At 64.3% G+C, this 22087-nt stretch carries 19 protein-coding genes; 1 reads left to right on the plus strand and 18 read right to left on the minus strand.

Going from position 1 to position 22087, the window contains the following annotated elements:
• Window positions 1-288: 288 nt before the first annotated feature.
• The 3 genes from AC07ZH_RS13300 to AC07ZH_RS13310 all read right to left on the minus strand — a co-directional run bounded on the left by AC07ZH_RS13300 (window position 289) and on the right by AC07ZH_RS13310 (window position 3255).
• On the minus strand, window positions 289-930 hold the full coding sequence (locus AC07ZH_RS13300) for a mechanosensitive ion channel family protein (RefSeq protein ID WP_495200149.1): 642 nt from the start codon (window positions 928-930) through the stop codon (window positions 289-291).
• Between the two features lie 23 nt (window positions 931-953).
• Window positions 954-2495, minus strand: coding sequence for a lysine--tRNA ligase (gene lysS, locus AC07ZH_RS13305; protein WP_495200150.1), 1542 nt, complete (start codon window positions 2493-2495; stop codon window positions 954-956).
• A 121-nt stretch (window positions 2496-2616) separates the two neighbouring features.
• On the minus strand, window positions 2617-3255 hold the full coding sequence (locus tag AC07ZH_RS13310) for an LON peptidase substrate-binding domain-containing protein (RefSeq protein WP_495200151.1): 639 nt from the start codon (window positions 3253-3255) through the stop codon (window positions 2617-2619).
• A 45-nt stretch (window positions 3256-3300) separates the two neighbouring features.
• On the opposite strand from AC07ZH_RS13310, the gene AC07ZH_RS13315 reads away from it, so the two are divergent.
• Window positions 3301-3849 (plus strand): YggT family protein, encoded by a 549-nt coding sequence (locus AC07ZH_RS13315; protein WP_119108327.1) that lies wholly within the window; start codon window positions 3301-3303, stop codon window positions 3847-3849.
• A gap of 113 nt (window positions 3850-3962) precedes the next feature.
• On the opposite strand, the gene accD is transcribed toward AC07ZH_RS13315, so the two are convergent.
• From accD to dnaK, 15 genes are all read right to left on the minus strand, one after another.
• Entirely contained in the window at window positions 3963-4835 is an 873-nt protein-coding gene (gene accD / locus AC07ZH_RS13320) for an acetyl-CoA carboxylase, carboxyltransferase subunit beta (protein ID WP_119108326.1), read from the minus strand.
• A 173-nt stretch (window positions 4836-5008) separates the two neighbouring features.
• Entirely contained in the window at window positions 5009-5824 is an 816-nt protein-coding gene (gene trpA, locus AC07ZH_RS13325; protein WP_495200152.1) for a tryptophan synthase subunit alpha, read from the minus strand.
• Window positions 5821-7092 carry a tryptophan synthase subunit beta gene (trpB, locus tag AC07ZH_RS13330; protein WP_495200153.1) on the minus strand — a complete coding sequence of 424 codons (1272 nt, stop codon included), beginning with the start codon at window positions 7090-7092 and terminating at the stop codon, window positions 5821-5823. The genes trpA and trpB overlap by 4 nt, the downstream gene beginning before the upstream one ends.
• Entirely contained in the window at window positions 7085-7822 is a 738-nt protein-coding gene (locus tag AC07ZH_RS13335; protein ID WP_495200154.1) for a phosphoribosylanthranilate isomerase, read from the minus strand. Before AC07ZH_RS13335 ends, trpB begins: the two co-directional genes overlap by 8 nt.
• On the minus strand, window positions 7819-8652 hold the full coding sequence (truA, locus tag AC07ZH_RS13340) for a tRNA pseudouridine(38-40) synthase TruA (protein WP_495200155.1): 834 nt from the start codon (window positions 8650-8652) through the stop codon (window positions 7819-7821). Before truA ends, AC07ZH_RS13335 begins: the two co-directional genes overlap by 4 nt.
• Window positions 8653-8666: 14 nt before the next feature.
• Complete coding sequence (locus tag AC07ZH_RS13345; RefSeq protein ID WP_495200156.1) at window positions 8667-11318, minus strand: motility hub landmark protein FimV; 2652 nt, start codon at window positions 11316-11318, stop codon at window positions 8667-8669.
• Window positions 11319-11559: 241 nt separating this feature from the next.
• Entirely contained in the window at window positions 11560-12690 is a 1131-nt protein-coding gene (gene asd / locus AC07ZH_RS13350) for an aspartate-semialdehyde dehydrogenase (RefSeq protein ID WP_495200157.1), read from the minus strand.
• 262 nt (window positions 12691-12952) lie between these two features.
• The gene (gene leuB / locus AC07ZH_RS13355; protein WP_495200210.1) at window positions 12953-14023 is read right to left on the minus strand and encodes a 3-isopropylmalate dehydrogenase; all 1071 of its coding nucleotides are present in this window, start codon (window positions 14021-14023) and stop codon (window positions 12953-12955) included.
• A gap of 76 nt (window positions 14024-14099) precedes the next feature.
• Complete coding sequence (leuD, locus tag AC07ZH_RS13360) at window positions 14100-14750, minus strand: 3-isopropylmalate dehydratase small subunit (RefSeq protein WP_495200158.1); 651 nt, start codon at window positions 14748-14750, stop codon at window positions 14100-14102.
• Window positions 14751-14761: 11 nt separating this feature from the next.
• The gene (locus tag AC07ZH_RS13365) at window positions 14762-14887 is read right to left on the minus strand and encodes an entericidin A/B family lipoprotein (RefSeq protein ID WP_119108319.1); all 126 of its coding nucleotides are present in this window, start codon (window positions 14885-14887) and stop codon (window positions 14762-14764) included.
• A gap of 48 nt (window positions 14888-14935) precedes the next feature.
• Complete coding sequence (gene leuC / locus AC07ZH_RS13370; protein WP_495200159.1) at window positions 14936-16387, minus strand: 3-isopropylmalate dehydratase large subunit; 1452 nt, start codon at window positions 16385-16387, stop codon at window positions 14936-14938.
• 33 nt (window positions 16388-16420) lie between these two features.
• Window positions 16421-17362 (minus strand): LysR substrate-binding domain-containing protein, encoded by a 942-nt coding sequence (locus AC07ZH_RS13375; protein ID WP_495200160.1) that lies wholly within the window; start codon window positions 17360-17362, stop codon window positions 16421-16423.
• A 115-nt stretch (window positions 17363-17477) separates the two neighbouring features.
• A complete protein-coding gene (locus AC07ZH_RS13380; RefSeq protein ID WP_495200161.1) occupies window positions 17478-18842 on the minus strand; it encodes an MBL fold metallo-hydrolase in 1365 nt (454 codons plus the stop codon).
• A 39-nt stretch (window positions 18843-18881) separates the two neighbouring features.
• Window positions 18882-20024 (minus strand): molecular chaperone DnaJ, encoded by a 1143-nt coding sequence (gene dnaJ, locus AC07ZH_RS13385; RefSeq protein ID WP_119108315.1) that lies wholly within the window; start codon window positions 20022-20024, stop codon window positions 18882-18884.
• A 106-nt stretch (window positions 20025-20130) separates the two neighbouring features.
• Entirely contained in the window at window positions 20131-22077 is a 1947-nt protein-coding gene (dnaK, locus tag AC07ZH_RS13390) for a molecular chaperone DnaK (protein WP_495200162.1), read from the minus strand.
• Between the last annotated feature and the right edge of the window lie 10 nt (window positions 22078-22087).

Raw genomic sequence — 22087 nt, forward strand, 5'->3', positions numbered from 1 at the left:
ACGCGCCCATTCTGCAAATTGGCTCAACTGGGAGCCATCAGCACACTCAAAGTCGCTTTAAGCAGAGCATCCCTAGCACCTGACCCCTCGGTCACCGGACGGCCCAACAGCTGTGCTGTTGGGTACGCTCCAGCCTGCGGCTTCTGCCCGCCGGTTACGTCGAACGTTGGGCTGGGCTTGACTCTGCGTTCCGGTGGAACGCGCGTGCGGTGCGCCCCTCAGCTTGGTCGGCGCCTCTGATTTTTCTGGGGAATGCCACGCCTGGTATGTCCTTCCGCAGACCGCCGATCAATGCCCCGCGCTGGCAACCCCCGGCGGCTCCCCCTTTGACTCCGCCGCAGGCACCATCACCACTGGCGGCACACCCTGCCAGCGCCGCACCACGCGCTGGAACACCAGGGCATTGGGAATCTGCAGCCAGCACGGCTGGCCCCGCACGGCGTCGTGGTCGAGCAGCGTGGTGTAGAGCAGGTTGATGTCCACCACCTGGCCCTTGGCGCCGGGCTTTTCGGCGGTGTCGAGCACCTCGATGTGGTCGCCGATGCGAAACGGCCGCACGGTGAGGATGAGCAGCGCGCAGAACAGGTTGGACAGCACGCTCCACGCCGCGAAGAAGGCCACCGCGCCGACGGTGGCAAAGCCGGTGAAGGCGGTCCACAGCACGGTGGCCGAGACGCCCAGGCGCTCAAGCACCAGCAGCAGCGCGCTGCCCATGATGAGCCAGCGGATCAGCCCGGTCAGGGGCGCCAGCAACTTGCTGGGCAGTTGGTAGCGGGCGCTGGCGCGGCGCACCAGCCGGCGCAGCAGGTACTGCAGCACCCAGGCGGCCAGCAGGATCAGCAGGATCTGCAGGCTGGGGACGATGAAGTCCAGCCAGTCCTGCACCCAGTCGGGCAGGCGGGATTTGAACTGCTGCAGGTGCGACGCCATGCCGGTCGTCGGTAGCGGCCCGCTCACTCGCGCCGCAGGGCGGGGAACAGGATCACGTCGCGAATGCTGGGGCTGTCGGTCAGCAGCATCATCAGCCGGTCGATGCCGATGCCGCAGCCGCCAGCCGGGGGCATGCCGTATTCGAGCGCGCGCACGAAGTCGTGGTCGAAGTACATGGCTTCGTCGTCGCCGCTGTCCTTGGCGGCCACCTGCGCGTGAAAGCGCGCGGCTTGGTCCTCGGCGTCGTTCAGTTCGGAAAAGCCGTTGCCGAATTCGCGCCCGGTGATGTAGAGCTCGAAACGCTCGGTGACTTCGGGTCGCTGGTCGTTGGCGCGCGCCAGCGGGCTGATTTCGGTCGGGTGCTCCATGATGAAGGTGGGCTGCCAGAGCTGGTCTTCCACGGTTTCCTCGAAGTACAGCACCTGCAGGCTGGCCAGGCTGCGCGCCGAGAGTCGGTTCTTTTCCTCGTTCATGCCCAATTTTTTCAGCGCGCTGATGAGCCAGGCAGTGTCGTCCACATGCGCGCCGGCCTCGGTGTACTGGAAGATGGCTTCGCGAATGGTCAGGCGCGCGAACGGTTGGGCCAGGTCGACCGCCCGGCCTTGGTAGGACAACTGCAGCGTGCCCACGGCCTTCTGCGCGGCATCGCGCACCAGTGCCTCGGTAAAGCCCATCAGGTCCTGGTAGTTCCAGTACGCCGCGTAGAACTCCATCATGGTGAACTCGGGGTTGTGGCGCACCGAAATGCCTTCGTTGCGGAAGTTGCGGTTGATCTCGAACACGCGCTCGAAGCCGCCGACCAGCAGGCGCTTCAAGAACAGCTCGGGCGCGATGCGCAGGTACATCTCCTGCTCAAGCGCGTTGTGGTGCGTGACGAACGGCCGGGCGTTGGCGCCGCCCGGAATCGGGTGCAGCATGGGCGTTTCGACTTCCAGGAAATCGTGCTGCACCATGAAGTCGCGAATACCGCTGACGGCTTTGCTGCGCGCGACAAAGCGCTGGCGCGCGGCCTCGTCGGTCATCAGATCGACATAGCGCTGGCGGTATTTCACTTCCTGGTCGGCAATGCCGTGGAACTTGTCGGGCATGGGCCGCAGGCTCTTGGTCAGCAGGCGCAGCTGGGTGACCTGAATCGACAGTTCGCCGGTACGCGTTTTGAACAGAGTGCCTTCGGCACCGATGATGTCGCCCAAATCCCAGTGCTTGAAGGCGGCGTACAGGTCTTCGCCCAGCGCGTCGCGCGTGACATACAACTGGATGCGCCCGCCGTGGCTGCCCAGCGACCCGTCCTGAATGGTGGCAAAACTCGCTTTGCCCATGACGCGCTTGAGCATCATGCGGCCGGCCACGCTGACCGTTACGGGTGCTGCCGTGAGCTGTTCGGCGTTGCTGTCGCCATGCAGCGCGTGCAGATCGGCCGCGTGGTGCAAGGGCTTGAAATCGTTGGGGAAGGCCACGCCGGCACCTTGGGCCTGGGCTTCGCGCAGTGCGTGCAGTTTCTCGCGCCGCTCGGCGATCAGCTGGTTCTCGTCAGGAGCGGTAGGGGCAGAGTTTTGGTCAGACATGGACAAAGCACAGAAGGTGGAGCAGGCTGGCTGCAAGGGGCGGGGCGCATGCGCCGAACCGCGTATTTTAGATTTGCTGGAGCGCGCCGGGGCGAAGGCTGTGCGCACGACCCGAATACGCTCAAGCGTCGGGAGCGATTCCTGTGCGATCCAGCATATCGCTCACCAGCTCCAGGCGCAGCAAGGGGTTGTCCAGCTCCATCATTTGCTGCTTGAGCGACAAGGGCATGGGCAGCAGTTCGCACCAGCGGTTGGCGACCCAACCGCTGTCGTGCAACCGCTTGGGCGTCGGCACGCTGACAGCACCAGGGCCGTGGCGCTCGCGCAGGGCGGCGAGCACCGGGGCCAGGGCGGTTGCGGTGGCGGCCAGGTGCTCCGGCACGGGAATAGGCAGGTCGTCGGGGATCTGCTCCACGTCGGCCACCCACAGGCCGTGCGGCAGCAGGGAGTGGCGCTGAATGCGAAAGCGTGCACTGCCGAGACACCGTGCCAGCAGCAGACCCGGCTGGGGAGACTCCAGGCTTTCGATGTGCGCCAGGGTGCCTACATGGCACAGTTGCTCGGGGCTGGCGCCTGCGCGGCGCACCTCGGTGCCGCTTTGCAGGCACACTACGCCGAACGGCGCCCCGGCCTCGTGGCACTTGCGCACCATGGTGAGGTAGCGCACCTCGAAGATGCGCAGCGCCAGCGTGCCGCCAGGGTAGAGCACGGCTTCCAGCGGAAACAGGGGCAGTGAGGTGAGCGAGAGCGGTGCGTTCATCGGGGTGGCTATCATCGTACGTCAGAGATTTACCGACCGAACCACATGCTCTACCAGATTGTCTCGTTTTTGCTTGATGTGGCCGGTGGCCTGCTGACCGGCGCCTGTCTGCTGCGCCTGTACATGCAGTGGCAGCGTGTGCCCTTTGGCAACCCGGTAGGGCGATTGGTGTTTGCACTGACCGACTGGCTGGTACTGCCGCTGCGCCGCGCTGTTCCTGCCGTGCGCGGTATCGACTGGGCCAGCCTGCTGGCGGCTTTGCTGGTGCAATTGGTGCAGTACCTGGTTCTGTGGATCATCCTTGGTGCCGGGGCCGGCTGGGCCTGGCTGCCGTGGCTGGCGCTGTTTGGGCTGCTGCGCGTGGCGGTGAGCGCGGTGATGGGGCTGGTCATCGTCCACGCCGTGATGTCCTGGGTGCAGGCGCGCTCGCCAATCGCCAACGTGATCGACCGCCTGGCCGAGCCCATCCTGCGCCCGGTGCGCCGTTTGCTGCCGCCGCTGGGCGGAGTGGATCTCTCGCCGCTGGTGCTGATCGTGCTGCTGCAGGTGCTGCTCATGGTGCTGGGCAACCTGCAGATATCCTTGTGGCGCTAAAAATATTGGTTGAAATGGCCCGCAGCGCTTATGTGTAAAGCGCTTATAGCTATTAATAGAGTAGCAAGAAAACCGCCAAGGATGGCGGTCTTTTTAGGGGTGGCGTTGCTGCCTCAGGCTACCGCGTCCGCCGGCAGGCGCTGCAGAACGGCCAGACTTTGGGCGATGGTGTTGCGCAACTCGCGCCGGTCGCTGATGAGGTCCACGGCACCTTTTTGCATCAGGAACTCGGCGCGCTGGAAGCCTTCGGGGAGGGTGACGCGCACGGTGGATTCGATCACGCGGGGGCCGGCAAAGCCGATCAGCGCCTTGGGCTCGGCGATCACGATGTCGCCCAGAAAGGCAAAGCCTGCGCTCACGCCGCCCATGGTGGGGTCGGTCAGCACGCTGATATAGGGCAGTTTTTTCTTCGCAAGCCGGGTCAGCGCTGCGTTGGTCTTGGCCATCTGCATGAGCGAGAGCAGGCCCTCCTGCATGCGTGCGCCGCCCGTGGCAGTAAAGCAGATGAAGGGCACTTTCTGCTCGATGGCGGTTTCCACCCCGCGCACGAAGCGTTCGCCGACCACGCTGCCCATGGAGCCACCCATGAAATCGAACTCGAAGCAGGCGACGACAACGTTGATGCTTTTGACCGCGCCGCCCATGACGATGAGTGCGTCGGTCTCGCCGGTGTTCTCCAGCGCTTCTTTCAGGCGCTCGGGGTATTTGCGGCTGTCCTTGAACTTGAGCGCATCGACGGGAATGACCTCTTGGCCGATCTCGTAGCGGCCTTCCGGGTCAAGAAAGGCGTCAAGACGGACGCGGGCGCCAATGCGGTGGTGGTGGCCGCACTGTGGGCAGACATTCTGGTTCTGCTCCAGGTCGGCCTTGTAGAGCACGGTTTCGCAGCTCGGGCACTTGATCCACAGGCCTTCGGGCATTTGCCGGCGCACATTGGGGTCGGTTTGCTGGATCTTGGCGGGGAGGAGTTTTTCTAGCCAGGACATGGGGTTCCTTTCAATCAATTTGCCGTTTGCGCGCTGCCGTGCCACCCGCGCTGCCCAAGCCAGGGCCGCCGCGCAAGGGCCGCCCCGCCGCGCTGGCGGCGTCCCCCTTCCGCAGCGCGCCGCGCTGCAAGAGAAGGGGGAAGCGGCGCAGCCGCTCAGGGGGTTGGTTCTTATTATGCGTCGAGCGCCTTGCGGATTCCGCGCAGAAAATCGACCGCCACGGGCACCACTTTTTCATGGGGCTGGCCGTCGAGCAACTGGATGATGCGGCTGCCAATCACCACGGCATCGGCCACTTTGCCGATCGCCTGGGCGGTGGCGGCATCGCGGATGCCGAAGCCGACGCCTACCGGAATGCTGACGTGCTTGCGGATGCGCGGCAGCATGGCTTCGACAGCCGCGGTGTCGAGCGTGCCCGAGCCGGTGACGCCCTTGAGCGACACGTAGTACACGTAGCCGCTGGCCACCCGCGCTACCTGGGCCATGCGCTCGGAGGTAGAGGTAGGGGCCAGCAGGAAGATCAGGTCCATGCCCTGCGCGCGCAGTGCCGTGGCAAAGGCTTCGCATTCCTCTGGCGGGTAATCAACGATGAGCACGCCATCGACGCCAGCCGCCGCCGCGTCGCGCACAAAGGCGCCAGCGCCATGGATCTGGTTGTAGCGCTCCACAGGGTTGGCGTAGCCCATCAGCACCACTGGCGTGCTCTGGTTCTCTTCGCGGAACTCGCGCACGTAGCCGAGCACTTGCTTGAGGCCGACGCCCAGCGCCAGGGCCTTCTCGCCCGCCTTCTGGATCACCGGGCCATCGGCCATGGGGTCGGAGAACGGCACGCCCAGCTCAATCACGTCGGCGCCGGCGCTGACCATGCCGTGCATCAGCGCGGGGGTGATGTCGGCAAAGGGGAAGCCGGCCGTGACATAGGGAATGAGCGCCTTGCGGCCGCGTGCGGCAAGCTGCTCAAACGTGGTGGCAATGCGTCCTGGGTTCATGGTTTTCCTCCCGCGCCCTTGACCGTCAGGCCGCGCATGGACGGCCGGTCGTAGAAGTCTTCGCCCGACAGGTCGGCCACGGTGCCGATGTCCTTGTCGCCCCGGCCCGAGAGATTGACCAGGATGGACTGGTCCGGCCGCATCTCCTTGGCCAGCTTCATGGCGTAGGCGAAGGCGTGGCTTGATTCCAGCGCCGGGATGATGCCTTCGGTGCGGCACAGGTGGTGGAAGGCGGCGAGCGCCTCGGTATCGGTGATACCCACGTATTCGGCGCGGCCGATCTCCTGCAGCCAGGCGTGCTCGGGGCCCACGCCGGGGTAGTCGAGCCCTGCGCTGATGCTGTGTGTCTCGGTGATCTGGCCGTTTTCGTCCTGCAGGATGAAGGTGCGGTTGCCGTGCAGCACACCGCTGGAGCCGCGCTGCAGGCTAGCCGAATGCTTGCCACTGTCCAGGCCTTCGCCGGCTGCTTCGACGCCAATCAGGCGCGTTTTTTCAAACGGGATATAGGGGTAGAAGATGCCCATGGCATTGCTGCCACCGCCCACGCAGGCAACCACCACGTCGGGCTGCTCGGCGGCGATTTTTTGCTCGGCCAGCATGGCTGGCATCTGCGTCAGGCACTCGGTGCCGATGACGCTCTGGAAGTCGCGCACCATCATGGGGTAGGGGTGCGGGCCGGCCACGGTGCCAATGATGTAGAAGGTGTTGTCCACATTCGCCACCCAGTCGCGCATGGCTTCATTCAAGGCGTCTTTCAGAGTCCTGCTGCCCGAATCCACCGGCACCACGGTGGCGCCCAACAGCTTCATGCGGTAGACGTTGGGGCTTTGGCGCTTGACGTCTTCGCTGCCCATGTAGACCACGCATTCGAGTCCATAGCGGGCGCAGATGGTGGCCGTGGCCACGCCGTGCTGGCCGGCGCCGGTCTCGGCAATGATGCGCGGCTTGCCCATGCGCTTGGCGAGCATGGCCTGGCCGATGACGTTGTTGATCTTGTGCGCGCCGGTGTGGTTGAGGTCTTCGCGCTTGAGGTAGATCTGCGCGCCGCCCAGCTCCTGGCTGGTGCGCGCTGCGTGGTACACGGGCGAGGGCCGGCCGACGAAGTGGTTGAGTTCGTAGGCGAATTCGGCCAGAAAGTCCGGGTCATGCTGGTAGCGCGCATAGGCTTCCCTGAGCTCTTTCAGGGCAAAGGTGAGCGTCTCGCTGGCGAAGCTGCCGCCGTAGCTGCCGAAATGGCCCGACGCGTCGGGCTGCTGGTAATCAAACATGGGTGTTCCTGGCAAGGTGCTCGTCGGCCGCACGCACGGCGGCGACGAAACGTTGGATCTTGTCGGCGTCCTTGATGCCCTTGTGGGTTCCTCCCCCAGGGGCATCGCATTCGACGCCGGAGCTGACGTCAACCGCGAGCGTGGTGCAGCGCGGCCGGAGCGCCAAGATCCCATCGCCCACGTTTGCAGGCGAGAGTCCACCACTTAAGACGAGGTGAGCGTTTACGCTTGGAGGAAGAAGTGACCAATTGAATGCCTTGCCGCCACCGCCGTACGCTTCGACATGGGCGTCGAGCAAGATGGCTTGGGCGCGGGAGAATTGCTGAGCATATTCTACGAGGGGGAAGCGTGCCCCGCCTTCGCCCAGGGGAATGCGTGCGGCGCGCAGGAAGGCCCGGGCGCCTTGGCCGCTGGCAGCCCAGCAGTCTTCCGGCGTTTCGTCTCCATGAAACTGAAGCGCAGCGCCTGCTACATAAGCGCTTGCAGCTATCACATTGGTAGTACTTTCATTGACGAACAACAGCACAGGTGTGACAAACGGCGGCAGGCGCGCCGCCAGCTCTGCGGCACGCGCTGGCGTCACGGAACGCGGGCTCGGTGCATACATCACAAAACCGATGGCGTCGGCTCCGGCGGCGACAGCCACGTCCACGTCCTCTTCGCGCGTCAGTCCGCAGATCTTGATGCGCGTGCGGGCCGGGGTGGGTGTGGGGGCAAGCGGTGCTTTCATGGCAGCCAATCATACGCAGCGGTTCGTGCGGGCAGGCCCCACGATGGTGCGTACACCGGCCCCAGAAAATACAGCCCGTCGGGCGAAAAGGTCGGCGCCGCCACCTTGCGCGAGCGCGCCTGCAGCACCTGTGCCATCCATTCAGGGGGCTGGCTGCCCTGGCCAACAGCAATCAGGCAGCCCATGATGTTGCGGATCATGTGGTGCAAAAAAGCGTTGGCTTCGAATTCGAAGCGCCAGTAGCAGCTTGCGCTGTCGCTCCCGGCACTTCCCACTGGCATGCTGCTGCGGGTGATGCGGATGGGCGCCAGGGTCTTGACGGGAGAGAGCGCCTGGCAGGCAGCGGCGCGAAAAGAGCTGAAATCGTGCTCGCCTTCCAGCAGGCGCGCTGCAGCAACCATGGCCGCACCATCCAGCGGGCGGAATACCCAGCCGACCCGGCCGGCCTCGACACTGGGGCGTACCGGCGACTGCAGCAGCACGTAGGCATAGCGACGTGCCGTGGCGCTGGCGCGGGCGTGAAAGCCGTCAGGCACGGCGCGCGCCCATTGCACGGCGATGTTGGAGGGGAGAAAAGTGTTCGTGCCGCGCACCCAGGCAGCGACTGGACGCTGCACCGGCGCATCGAAATGCACCACCTGCATCAGGCCGTGCACGCCGGCGTCGGTGCGGCCTGCACACAGGGTGGTGATGCGGGCATTGCCCTCGCCGGCAAAGCGCGCCAGCGCGGCCTCCAGGTGGTCCTGGATGGTGTTGCCCGAGGACTGGCTTTGCCAGCCGCTGTAATGCTGGCCAGCGTAGCTCAGGCCCAAGGCGATCCGGGAGCCCAATACCGCGAGCCCGCTCAGCTCAACTCGCTCAACATGCGTTGCGCGCGGGCCTTGAGTTCACCGCTGGACTCGGCGATGACTTCCTCAATCAGGGTGCGTGCACCGTCGTTGTCGCCGATGGCATCGAACTCATGGGCAAGCGCCAGCTTGGTGGCCAAGGGGTCTTCTTCTTGGGCTACTGAGGCTTCGTGCGTTGCTTCCACTGCCTCTGCCTTTGCTTCAGCCTTGGTGTTCAGGTCCAGCGACAAGTGATCCAGGTCGAAATCCATCAAACCGGAATCCGAAGGAATGAACGGTGCCTCGGCTGGCGCCAGTGCTTGCGGCTGGGTGTCCATGGCAGGTAGATCGAGTGGGAAATCATGCAGATCTTGCTCTTGCTCTGGTGCAGCGGCTTCGGGCGCTGGCTCCACTTTCTCGGGCGCCTCCCAGGCCAAGGTGCCAGAACCAGTGGGCGGGGACCAGGCCGGCTCTTCCTGTGCAGGTGCAGCAGCCGTATCCAGCGGAGTGCGTGCGGTCGCACTTGCCACAGCTGCTGCCGCCGCTGCGGCGGCGAAGCTGCCGGCCACTGCTGGCGCCGGTGCGGGTGCCTCTGTCAGTGCATCGTCGGGCAGATCAAGGTCCAGGTCCAGGTCCAGATCAGCGGGCAGCGATGGGGGTCCTTCGGAGGGGCCAAAGGTGCTGACAAAGTGGCTCGGAGGGGTCAACTCAGGGGCAGGGGTTTGCTGTCCACCTGGGTGGTAGAAGCTGTTTTCTGGATCCAGGTCGCGGCCAAGTTCCGTAACGCGGTTCCAGTCGGCACCTTCTCCGTTGGTAATGCCAAAAATATCCTTGGCCACGGCTTCCAGCGATTTGCGGTCTTGTCGCTTGGCGTAGATTTCGGCCAGCTTGGCGTGGACGGACACCCGCTCCGGGTTGTGCCGGATCGCCTCCTTGAGGATTTCTTCGGCTTGCAGGTCACGGCCGTAGGCGAGGTAGACATCGGCTTCTGCCACTGGATCCACGTCGCCGCCCGCGTCCAGCTGGCTGGGCGAATATGCCATGGAGGAGCCGGTGGAATCGGTGCCTGCTGTATCGACGCGCTGGCCGCCACTGGCGCCGAAGAAGGAGTCGGGCTGCAAGCGACTTTCGAGGAACGAGCTGTCGACGCCTGATTGGTTGCGACGGCGCTGGGCGATGCGGTAGCCACCGTAGCCAAGCAACAGCAGCAGTGTCAGCGCGCCTGCGGGAATCAGGGGCTGCTCCAGTAAACCCGCGATGAAACCAGGTTCTTCTGCAGGCGCTGGAGCAGGAGGCACAGCGGCGGCCTTCGACGCTGCCGGCGCAGGGGCGGCAGGTGCCGAAGCAGGCACCATTTCGCTGGCGGCGATCGTGCTGGCCGCAGCGGGTGGGGAGGCTTCAGCGCTAGCGCTAGCGCTAGCGGTGGCGGCAGGCGCTGTCGCCTGCGGAGCGGGGGCCGATGCTGCGATGGCCGGACCAGATGCGCTTGCCGGGGTGGCGGCTGGTACGGCTGGGGGAACCGCAGCCGTGCTTGTCACGGCTGGGCCTGCTCCCGTTGCTGTGGACGCGGCAGGTGCGCTGGGCACTGCGCCAGCGGCAGAACCGGAAGCACTCGCCAGCTTGTTGAGATCGCTGATGTTCTTGGACAGCTCTTCCACCCGTGCGGACGTTTCACTGGCCTGCTTGCGCGTCGCCAGTGCTTCCGGCGTGGCCTTGGTGCCTTTGACGGCGCCCTTGGAGAGGGTGAGTTTGTCGGGTGAGGTGCTTGTCGTCTTTTGCTCCTGCACCTGCGTTTGCACGCGCCCGCTTTCGCTGCGCCCGGCACTGGTGGTTTCGGCAGTGGGTGCTGCAGCGGCCAGCTTGTGGCGGAAAGCGTTGAAATCACGGCTTTGCGCTGCGATGGTCTGGCGCGCCTCGGCTGCTGGAGTGGCTGCTGCCTGGCTCGCGCTTGGCAGATCCAGCACCACGCCGGCCTTGAGTCGGTTGACGTTGCCGCCAATGAACGCTTCGGGATTGGCGCGCAGCATGGCCACCAGCATCTGGTCAAGCGACACATCGTGCGGACGGTGGGCACTGGCAATACGGCCGGCGGTGTCGCCTGCCTTCACGGTGACATTGCCTGACGATTCGGCTGTGGCAGGCGCAGCCGAACGCGGCGGCGCTGCCGGGCGCGTGGGCACTGCCGAGGCTTGCGCGGAGGGTGCGGCTGGAGCCAGTGCACGCACCTGGGGAGCCGCCGTCACGCTGGGTGCGGGCCGACGCATGGCCGGTGGATCAAACAGCATGGTGTAGCTGCGCGTGATGCGGCCGGTCGCCCAAGTGGCATCAATGATCAGGTCCACGAAAGGGTCGTTGACAGGCGTGTTGCTGCTCAGGCGCAGCACACTGCTGCCATCCGGCCTGCGCTGCAGCGCCATATGCACCTGTCCCGCAGCACTTGAATATTCCATGCCCTGGGCACGGAAGGTTTCGGGTGCTGCCGTAGTGACTTTCAGCGAATCGGCTTCTGCCGGCGTGATGCTCGGCAAGGCGATTTCTGCACGCAGGGGCTCGCCCAGTGCCGATTGCACCGTGACGGGCCCCAAGGCAAGTGCGAGTGCGTCGGGCGCATACAAAGCCACGGACGCGAGCGCGGCAGCCGCCAGCGCAGAGTATTTCCAACGGTGCATGGTTGCCATTAGCGGATAGGAGTGGGGGACGTTGCCGAACGGGATATCGTTTTTCATGGTCTGAATGCCCAATCCGCTCCGGCATAGAAAATAGGTAAAAGCACCATAGCAGCAATGTTTTGCAGTGACAAGCTAAGGCAATGGGGAAGCTTCTGGCAGGCAAGCCGAAGGGTTCCCAGCACGCGGGGCTGTTGTCTCGCCACAACGAGCGCCGCGTGCCCTGACCGTGCTTTGTACCCGTTCAGGCATCCAGCAGGATGCGCAGCATACGCCGCAGCGGCTCGGCCGCACCCCACAAAAGCTGGTCGCCGACGGTGAATGCTCCAACGTATTCCGGCCCCATGGCCAGCTTGCGGATGCGGCCCACGGGAATCTGCATCGTGCCGGTGACGGCCACAGGCGTGAGAGCCTTGATGGTGGCTTCGCGGGTGTTGGGCACCACCTGCACCCATTCGTTGTCGGCAGCGATCATGGCTTCAATATCGGCCACGGGGATGTCTTTCTTCAGCTTGAAGGTCAGTGCCTGGCTGTGGCAGCGCATGGCGCCGACGCGCACGCAGAAGCCATCGACGGGAATCGCAGCGGAGTCGAAGCCCTCGCCCATGCCCAGAATCTTGTTCGTCTCGGCCATGCCCTTCCATTCTTCCTTGGACATGCCGTCGCCGAGGTCTTTGTCGATCCAGGGAATCAGCGAACCCCCCAGGGGTACGCCGAAGTTGGCCGTTTCGGCGCTGGTGAGCGCGCGTTGCTTGGCGATGACCTTGCGGTCGATCTCCAGAATGGCGCTCTTGGGGTCGTCCAGCAGTGCCTTGACCTCGGCGTTCAGTGTGCCGTACTGCGTCAGCAGCTCGCGCATGTGCTGGGCGCCGCCGCCCGAGGCCGCCTGGTAGGTCTGCGTGCTCATCCACTCCACGAGCCCTGCCTTGTAGAGCGCGCCCACTCCCATCAGCATGCAACTGACCGTGCAGTTGCCGCCGATCCAGTCTTTGCCTCCCCGCGCCAAGGCGTTCTTGATCACGGGCATGTTCACCGGGTCCAGCACGATGACGGCGTTCTTCTCCATGCGCAGGGCGGATGCGGCGTCAATCCAGTGGCCAGCCCAGCCTGCAGCGCGCAGCTTGGGGTAGACCTCGTTCGTGTAGTCGCCCCCTTGGGCCGTGATGATGATGTCGCAGCGCTTGAGGGCGTCGATGTTGAAAGCGTCTTGTAGCGTGGCTTCGTTCTTGGCCTGTGCGGGGGCCTTGCCGCCGGCATTCGACGTGGAGAAAAACAGCGGCTCGATCAGGTCGAAGTCTTTTTCTTCGGCCATGCGGTCCATCAATACCGAGCCGACCATGCCGCGCCAGCCGACGAGTCCTACCAACTTGCTCATTTCAACGCCCCTATCAAGTTAAAAAAACAGTGCAGACCAGACTGTTTTGCCCCGGCTCGTCTGGCCAGGGAGGGCGCACGACGAACCGGAGCTGGATCAGCCCTTAATGGTCGTGGTTTTGGTGGTGCTTGCGCGCGTTGCTACATCGGCCAGGGTGGCGGATGTGGGGTTCAATGCGAACGGGCAAGCGGCGAGCATGGGGCTGAATTGTACTGGATGGTGAATTTCACCCGGCAGACGACCCGCCGGGTTTTGGAGCCGGTTAGCCCAGTGCCGTCACCACCGCATCCCCCATCTGCGCTGTGCCCACCTTGGTGGTGCCTGCGCTGTAGATATCCGGCGTGCGCAGGCCTTGGGCCAGCACGCTTTGCACGGCGGCCTCAATGCGCTGGGCGGCGGCTTCCTGGTTCAGGCTGAAGCGCAGCATCATCGCGGCGCTGAGGATGGTGGCCAGCGGGTTGGCCACACCTTTGCCGGCGATATCCGGTGCGCTGCCGTGGCTCGGTTCGTATAGGCCCTGGTTTTTGGCATTCAGCGATGCCGAAGGGAGCATGCCAATCGAGCCGGTGAGCATGGAGGCTTCGTCCGAGAGGATGTCGCCAAACATATTGCCGGTGACGATCACGTCAAACGCCTTGGGCGCCTTGACGAGTTGCATGGCCGCGTTGTCCACGTACATGTGCTGCAGCTCCACGTCGGGGTATTGCTGGCCGACTTCGGTCATCACGTCTTTCCAGAACTGGAAAGTCTCCAAGACGTTGGCTTTGTCCACGCTGGTCACGCGTTTGCTGCGCTTGCGCGCCGCCTGGAAGGCGATGTGGGCGATGTGTTCGATCTCGGGGCGGCTGTAGCGCATGGTGTCGAAGGCTTCTTCGGCACCGGGGAAGTGGCCGTCCACGGCGGTGCGGCGGCCGCGCGGCTGGCCGAAGTAGATGTCGCCGGTCAGCTCGCGGATGATGAGGATGTCGAGGCCTGCAATCAGCTCGGGCTTGAGGCTCGACGCCCCCACCAACTGCTCATAGCAGATGGCAGGGCGGAAATTGGCAAACAGGCCCAGGTGCTTGCGCAGGCCCAAAATGGCTTGCTCGGGGCGCAGGGGGCGGTCGAGTTTGTCGTATTTCCAGTCGCCCACGGCGCCAAACAGGATGGCGTCGGACTCCTTGGCGAGCTTCAGGGTGGACTCGGGCAGAGGGTGGCCGTGCGCCTCGTAGGCAGCGCCGCCCACCAGGGCCGATTCCATCTCGAAGGGGAGGCCCAGCGCATCCAGGACCTTGATGGCCTCGGCGACGATTTCTGTGCCAATGCCGTCACCCGGCAACACCGCGATTTTCATCATGAGAATACTCTTATTTTGATAGCTGTAAGCGCTTGATGGATAAGCGCTGTAGGCCTATTTTGTGTGTAAATTTTCAGGACGCCATCGAATGCGCCAGCCAGGGCTTGGTGGCCAGGCGCTCGGCTTCAAACGCCTTGATCTTGTCCGACTGGCGCAGCGTCAGGCCGATGTCGTCCAGGCCGCCCAGCAGGCAGTACTTGCGAAAGGCCTGCACTTCAAACGCAATTTCTTGTCCCTGCGGGCGCACGATCACTTGGCGCTCCAGGTCGATGGTGAGCTGGTAGCCGGGGAAGGCCAGCACCTCGTCGAACAACTGGGCCACCGTGGCTTCTGGCAACTGAATCGGCAGCAGGCCGTTCTTGAAGCAGTTGTTGTAAAAGATGTCGGCATAGCTGGGCGCGATCACGCAGCGAAAGCCGTATTGGTCCAGCGCCCAGGGCGCGTGCTCGCGGCTTGATCCGCAGCCAAAGTTCTTGCGCGCCAGCAGGATGGAGGCGCCTTGGTAGCGCGGGTGGTTCAGCACGAAATCGGGGTTGGGCTTGCGGCTGGCCGGGTCCTGGCCGGGCTCGCCGTGGTCAAGGTAGCGCCATTCGTCAAACAGGTTGACGCCAAAACCCGTCTTCTTGATGGATTTGAGGAACTGCTTGGGAATGATGGCGTCGGTGTCGACGTTTTCGCGGTCCATGGGGGCGACGAGGCCCTTGTGGGTGTTGAATTTCTGCATGCTGGGCTTTCTTATTTGGCGGCGCGCTCGATGGCGCTGCCGGCTCGGCCAATGTCCTGGCCCATGCCCTTGACCGTGTTGCAGCCGGCAAGAAAGAAGGCCAGGGCGAGCGTGAGGAGGGTGGCGGTGGTTTTCATGGTGATGCTCCTTAGGCAATAGCGCAGTCGGACAAAACGACAAGCAGCTTAGGCGAACTTGCGAATATCCACGAAATGGCCGTGCACGGCAGCTGCGGCGGCCATGGCAGGGCTGACCAGGTGCGTGCGCCCGCCTGCGCCCTGGCGGCCTTCGAAGTTGCGGTTGGAGGTGGATGCACAGCGTTCGCCCGGCTCCAGGCGGTCGGCGTTCATCGCCAGGCACATGGAGCAGCCGGGTTCGCGCCATTCAAAGCCGGCGGCCTTGAAGATGGCGTCCAGCCCCTCGCGCTCGGCTTGCTGCTTCACGAGGCCCGAGCCCGGCACCACCATGGCGAGTTTCACGTTGCCCGCCACCTTGCGGCCGAGCTTCTTCACCACGGCAGCAGCTTCGCGGATGTCCTCGATGCGGCTGTTGGTGCACGAGCCGATGAACACCTTGTCGATGGTGATGTCGTCCATGGCCTTGCCGGGCTGCAGGCCCATGTAGGTAAGTGCCCGCTCGATCGCGCCGCGCTTGCTGGCGTCCTTTTCCTTGTCGGGGTCGGGCACGTGGCCGTCCACGCCCAGCACCATTTCGGGCGAGGTGCCCCAGGTGACTTGCGGAACGATGTCTGCCGCGTTCAGGGTAACCACTGCGTCGAACGCAGCATCCGGGTCGGAATGCAGGGTGCGCCAATAGGCCACGGCCTGGTCCCATTCGGCGCCGCCGACAAAGCGCCCGGTTCTTGCGTCGTAGCCTGGCGCCAGGGGCTTGCCGCGCAGGTAGTCGATGGTTTTTTCGTCCACCGCCACCAAGCCGGCGCGGGCACCGGCTTCGATGGCCATGTTGCAGACCGTCATGCGGCCTTCCATGCTGAGCGCGCGAATGGCTGGGCCGGAAAACTCAATCGTGTAGCCCGTGCCGCCCGCAGTGCCAATCTTGCCGATGATGGCCAGCACGATGTCCTTGGCGGTGATGCCGGGCGCCACCTGGCCGTTGACCTGCACCAACAGGTTCTTGGCCTTCTTGGCCAGCAGGGTTTGCGTGGCCATCACGTGCTCGACCTCGCTGGTGCCGATTCCGTGGGCCAATGCGCCAAAGGCGCCATGGGTGGAGGTGTGCGAATCGCCGCAGACGACGGTCATGCCGGGCAGCGTGGCGCCGTTTTCCGGGCCGATGACGTGCACGATGCCCTGGCGCTGGTGCATGAACGGGAAGAACGCCGCCGGGCTGATCTGCGCCATGTTGTCGTTCAGCGTGGTGATCTGCTCCTTGCTGATCGGGTCGGTGATGCCGTCGTAGCCCTGCTCCCAGCCGGTGGTAGGGGTGTTGTGGTCAGCCGTGGCAACTATGGAGCTCATGCGCCAGACCTTGCGCCCGGCCTGGCGCAGGCCCTCGAACGCCTGGGGGCTGGTGACTTCGTGCACCAGATGGCGGTCGATGTAGAGGATGGACGTGCCGTCTTCTTCGGTGTGGACGACGTGCTCGTCCCAGATCTTGTCGTACAGGGTGCGTCCCATGGGGTGCTCTTCTTTCAGGTGGGGAGATGAATTTTAGGTTTTGTCGCACTCGTCCGCAGCAGCTGGGGCCAGGTGCTGCGCGAGCAAGTGGGCCGTGACCGGCAGGGCGCCAAAGTCGCGCGCCACCAGCGTGAGGGCGCGCTCGGCCCAGGGCTCCAGCAGGGGCACGGCCCGGAGCTGGCCCACGCCGCGCAGCAGGGCAAAGGCGCGATCGGGCAGCAGGCCGATGCCCAGGCCGTTGTCGATCATGCGGCACATGGCGTCCACGCCTGTCACCTGGATGCGCTGGCGCAGCGTGCGGCCCGCGGCGGCGGCCGCTGTGCGCATCGCCAGGCTGATGCTGCTGTTGGCGTGCAGGCCGACGATGTCGTGGTCGAGGATTTCGCTGAACTGCACGCCGTCCCGCGCCGCCAATGGGTGCCCTGTTGGCACGGCCAAGACGAGCCGGTCGCTGCGGTACGGTCGGGTTTGCAAGTCGGCGGCTGTGCTGCTCGGGCCCAGATGACAGATTCCCAGATCGGCCGCACCCTCGCTGACGGCATGCTGCACGGCGCTGCTCAGGTGTTCCTGCAGGTCGATCTTGATGTGGGGATGGGCGCGTGCAAAGCCGCCCAGGTCTTCCGGCAAAAAACCCACGATGGCGGAAATATTGGCATGCACGCGCACGTGGCCGCGCACCCCGCCCGCGTATTCGCCCAGTTCGCCCTGCATGCGTTCCAGGCCGAACAGGACAGTGCGTGCATGGTGCAGCAGGCTCTCGCCGGCGGGGGTCGGCCGCACGCCGCGGCTGTGGCGGTAGAGCAGGGGGGTTTCCACGGCGGCTTCCAGGTCCGCCAGCCTTTTGCTGACGGCCGAGGCCGCCAAGAACTCGCGCTCCGCCGCCCGCCCGATGCTGCCCAGCTCGCATACCGCAACAAAAAGCTGCAGCGAGGTCAGGTCGATACGGCGCGCAAAGTTGCGCTCGGAGCGGGACATGGACGCAAAGACCACTTGAAAAACGAAGTCTTTGTATTTTCTTCGAATAAATATTCCTTAGACATCGCAAAACGCGATGTCTAAGGAATTCAAATACGCGCGGGCCGAACCGCACCTACAGCGAATGAACGGCGCCTTGCTCGGGCACCAGCGCTGGCCAGCGCAGTTCGTGGGCGATGCGTTCGCGCAAGCGGTCGGCAGCGGCCATCTCACCATGCACCACGAACACCTGGCTCGGGGCGTGGTCCAGGCGGCGCAGCCAGGCCAGGGTCTGATCGCCATCGGCATGGGCGGAAGCTGAGGTGATCTGTACCACCTGGGCGCGGATAGCCACCTCCTGGCCATGGATGCGAATGCTTTTCTCGCCGGCCGCGAGGCGGGCGCCGCGGGTTCCGGGGGCCTGGTGGCCGGTGAGCACGATCAGGTTGCGGTGGTCGCCCGCATACAGCGCGAGATGGTGCAGCACGCGCCCGCCCGTGGCCATGCCGCTGGCCGACAGAATCACCATCGGCCCGTGGCGCTTGGCCAGCGCCTTGGAGTCTTCGGTGGTCTGCACCATGGTCGCGCTGTGCGACAGCGCATGCACTTCATCCGTGCTGAGGCGGTGCTCCTGCGGGTGATGGGCAAACAAGGCCGTGGTGTTGACGGCCATGGGGCTGTCAAGAAACACCGGTAACTGCCGGGGCAGTAAGCCGCGCTCTTTGAGCAGGTTGATGGCGTGCAGCACCGACTGCGCGCGGCCCACAGCAAACACCGGCACCACGGCCACACCCCCACGCTTCGCGACGGGCGCCAGCGCTGCGCCCAGCTCGTCCACCATGTTCACCGGAGGGTGCTGGCGGTCGCCATAGGTCGATTCGATGAGTACCGTGTCGGCTTGCGGCGGGGCCTCGGGTGGCGCCATCACGAGATCGTCGTCCCGGCCCAGATCGCCGGAAAAGAGAATGCGATGGCCGCCGACTTCCAGCAGGATGCTGGCGGCGCCCAGGATGTGACCGGCGGAACTGAACGTGGCGCGCCAGCCTGGCACCGGCTCGAAGCTGCGGTGCAGTGCGTGGGTGTGGAACTGGCGCAGGCAGTGCTGCGCATCAAGCCGCGTGTACAGCGGCAGCGCAGGCGAGTGCTTGCTCAGGCCGTGGCGGTTGAGATACGCCGCGTCTTCTTCCTGTAAATGGCCGCTGTCGGGCAGCAGAATGCCGCAGAGATCGCGGGTAGCGGCAGTGGCATGGACCGCGCCGTGAAAGCCATCACGCGCCAGCAGCGGCAGGTAGCCGCTGTGGTCCAGGTGCGCATGGGTCAGCAGCACCGCGTCGATGTGCGCCGGGTCGACGCTCAGAGGCTGCCAGTTGCGCAACCGCAGCTGTTTGTAGCCCTGGAACAGACCGCAATCCACCAGGACACAGCGCCCATCGTGGCGAACGAGGTATTTGGATCCGGTAACGGTGCTGGCGGCACCGAGAAACGTGATGCTGGGGGCCATGGGTGCTCCGATGCGTTCTGGAGCCCCATGGTAGCCAACTTAACTGAAGAAGCTCTTGAGCTTGTCGGTCCAACTCTCGCCGCTAGGCGAGTGGCGGGCGCCGCCCTTTTTCAGCGATTCTTCGAGCTCCCGCAAGAGCTTGCGCTGGTGCTCGGTCAGCTTGACCGGGGTCTCGACCGCAATGTGGCAGTACAGGTCGCCGGGGTAGCTGGCGCGCACGCCCTTGACGCCCTTGCCGCGCAGGCGGAACTGCTTGCCGGCCTGGGTGCCCTCGGGGATGTCGATGGCCGCTTTGCCGTCGAGGGTGGGCACGTCGATTTCGCCGCCCAGCGCCGCGGTGATGAAGCTCACCGGCACCTGGCAGTGCAGATCGTCGCCGTCGCGCTCGAAGATGTCGTGCTTCTTCATGCGGATTTCGATGTACAGGTCGCCGGGCGGCCCGCCATTGGTGCCGGGCTCGCCGTTGCCGGTGGAGCGAATGCGCATGCCGTCGTCGATGCCGGCCGGAATCTTCACTTCCAGCGTCTTCTGCTTCTTCACGCGGCCCTGGCCCTGGCAACTGGGGCAGGGCTCGGGGATGATCTTGCCCGTGCCGCGGCAGTGCGGGCAGGTCTGCTGCACGCTGAAGAACCCCTGGCGCATCTGCACGGTGCCGGAGCCACTGCAGGTGCCGCAGGTTTTGGCGCTGGTGCCAGGCTTGGCACCGTTTCCGTGGCAGGTCTCGCAGGCTTCCCACGAAGGGATGCGGATCTGGGCGTCTTTGCCACGTGCGGCTTCTTCCAGCGTGACTTCCATGGCGTAGCTCAGGTCGCTGCCACGGTAGACCTGGCGCCCGCCCTGGCCGCGCCCGCGCCCGCCCTGGTTGAACATGTCACCAAAGATATCGCCAAAGGCTTCGGCAAACCCGCCAAAGCCCTCAGCGCCCGGACCACCGGGGCCGCGCATGTTGGGGTCAACGCCCGCGTGTCCGTACTGGTCGTAGGCCGCGCGCTTCTGCGAATCCGACAGCATTTCGTAGGCCTCTTTGGCCTCCTTGAAACGGTCTTCTGCTGCCTTGCCCGTATCGCCCTGGTTGCGGTCGGGGTGGTGCTTCATCGCCAGCTTGCGATAGGCCTTCTTGATCTCATCCTCGGAGGCGTTCTTGGGAACGCCAAGGACTTCGTAAAAATCTCTTTTCGACATGGAGTTGTCAGCCCGGTTGGAACAGGAACGCCGCGCGAAAGCCTTTGGGGCTCCCAGCACGGCGGCTTGGTCGGGGCGGCTGCGCCCTGGCGCGCAGCGCCTGGGCTTAGCCCTTCTTCACTTCCTTGACTTCGGCATCCACCACGTTGTCGTCGTCCGCGGCTGCAGAACCTGCACTTTGCTGGGCCGAAGCGTCCGGGCCACCAGCGCCCTGCGCTGCCTGGGCCGCCTGCTCATTGGCGTACATCTTCTCGCCCAGCTTCTGGCTGGCGGTCATCAGGGCCGTGGTTTTCGTCTCGATATCCGCCTTGTCTTCGGTCTTGAGGGCTTCTTCCAGGGCCTTGACTGCCGCAGTGATGGCGTCTTTTTCGCCAGCATCAAGCTTGTCACCATGCTCGGCCAAGCTCTTGTTCACGCTGTGCACGGCCGCCTCGCCCTGGTTGCGGGCCTGCACCAGTTCGAGTTTCTTCTTGTCGTCTGCCGCGTTCACCTCGGCGTCCTTGACCATTTGCTGGATTTCGGCTTCGGAGAGACCCGAATTGGCCTTGATGGTGATCTTATTTTCCTTGCCCGTGCCCTTGTCCTTGGCGCCTACGTGCAGGATGCCGTTGGCATCGATGTCGAACGACACTTCGATCTGCGGCGTGCCACGCGATGCTGGTGGAATGCCTTCGAGGTTGAATTCACCCAGCAGCTTGTTGCCCGCGGCAATCTCACGCTCGCCCTGGAACACCTTGATGGTCACGGCTGGCTGGTTGTCGTCGGCGGTGGAGAAGGTTTGTGCGAACTTCGTCGGAATCGTGGTGTTCTTGCTGATCATCTTGGTCATCACACCACCCAGGGTTTCAATGCCCAGCGACAGGGGCGTCACGTCCAGCAACAGCACGTCCTTGCGGTCGCCCGACAGCACCTGGCCCTGGATCGCCGCGCCCACGGCCACGGCTTCGTCGGGGTTCACGTCCTTGCGGGGTTCCTTGCCGAAGAATTCCTTGACCTTCTCCTGCACCTTGGGCATGCGGGTCATGCCACCGACCAGAATGACGTCGTTGATGTCGGACACGCCGATGCCTGCGTCCTTGATGGCGGTGCGGCAAGGGGCGATGGTGCGTTCGATCAACTCGTCCACCAGACTTTCGAGCTTGGCGCGGGTGAGCTTGATATTCAGGTGCTTGGGCCCCGAGGCGTCTGCCGTCACGTAGGGCAGGTTGATATCGGTCGCAGCCGAGTTGGACAGTTCGATCTTGGCCTTTTCAGCGGCTTCCTTCAGGCGCTGCAGGGCTAGTACGTCCTTCGACAGATCCACGCCCTGGTCCTTTTTGAACTCGGAAATGATGTAGTCGATGATGCGCTGGTCGAAGTCTTCGCCACCCAGGAAGGTGTCGCCGTTGGTGGAGAGCACTTCAAACTGCTTCTCGCCATCGACATCGGCAATTTCAATGATGGATACGTCGAATGTGCCGCCGCCCAAGTCGTACACCGCGATTTTGCGATCGCCCTTGGACTGCTTGTCGAGGCCAAAGGCCAGTGCCGCAGCCGTGGGTTCGTTGATGATGCGCTTGACGTCCAAGCCTGCAATGCGGCCGGCGTCCTTGGTGGCCTGGCGCTGGGCATCGTTGAAGTAGGCTGGCACGGTGATGACGGCGTCGGTCACGGGTTCGCCGAGAAAGTCTTCCGCGGTCTTCTTCATCTTGCGCAGAATGTCTGCGCTGATCTGTTGTGCCGAGAGTTTCTTGCCGTGCACTTCCACCCAGGCGTCGCCGTTGTCGGCCGCCACGATGGAGTAGGGCATCAGATCGATGTCCTTTTGCACTTCTTTTTCGGTGAACTTGCGTCCGATCAGGCGTTTGACGGCGTAGAGCGTGTTCTTGGGGTTGGTCACGGCCTGGCGTTTGGCCGACGCGCCCACCAGCACTTCACCGTTTTCCAGATAAGCGACGATGGAAGGCGTAGTGCGCGCGCCTTCGCTGTTTTCGATCACGCGGGTGGTGTTCCCCTCCATGATGGAAACGCAGCTGTTGGTCGTGCCGAGGTCAATACCGATGATTTTTCCCATTTTTTTCTCC

Source organism: Simplicispira sp. GW247-4R2A (genome assembly GCF_059424465.1).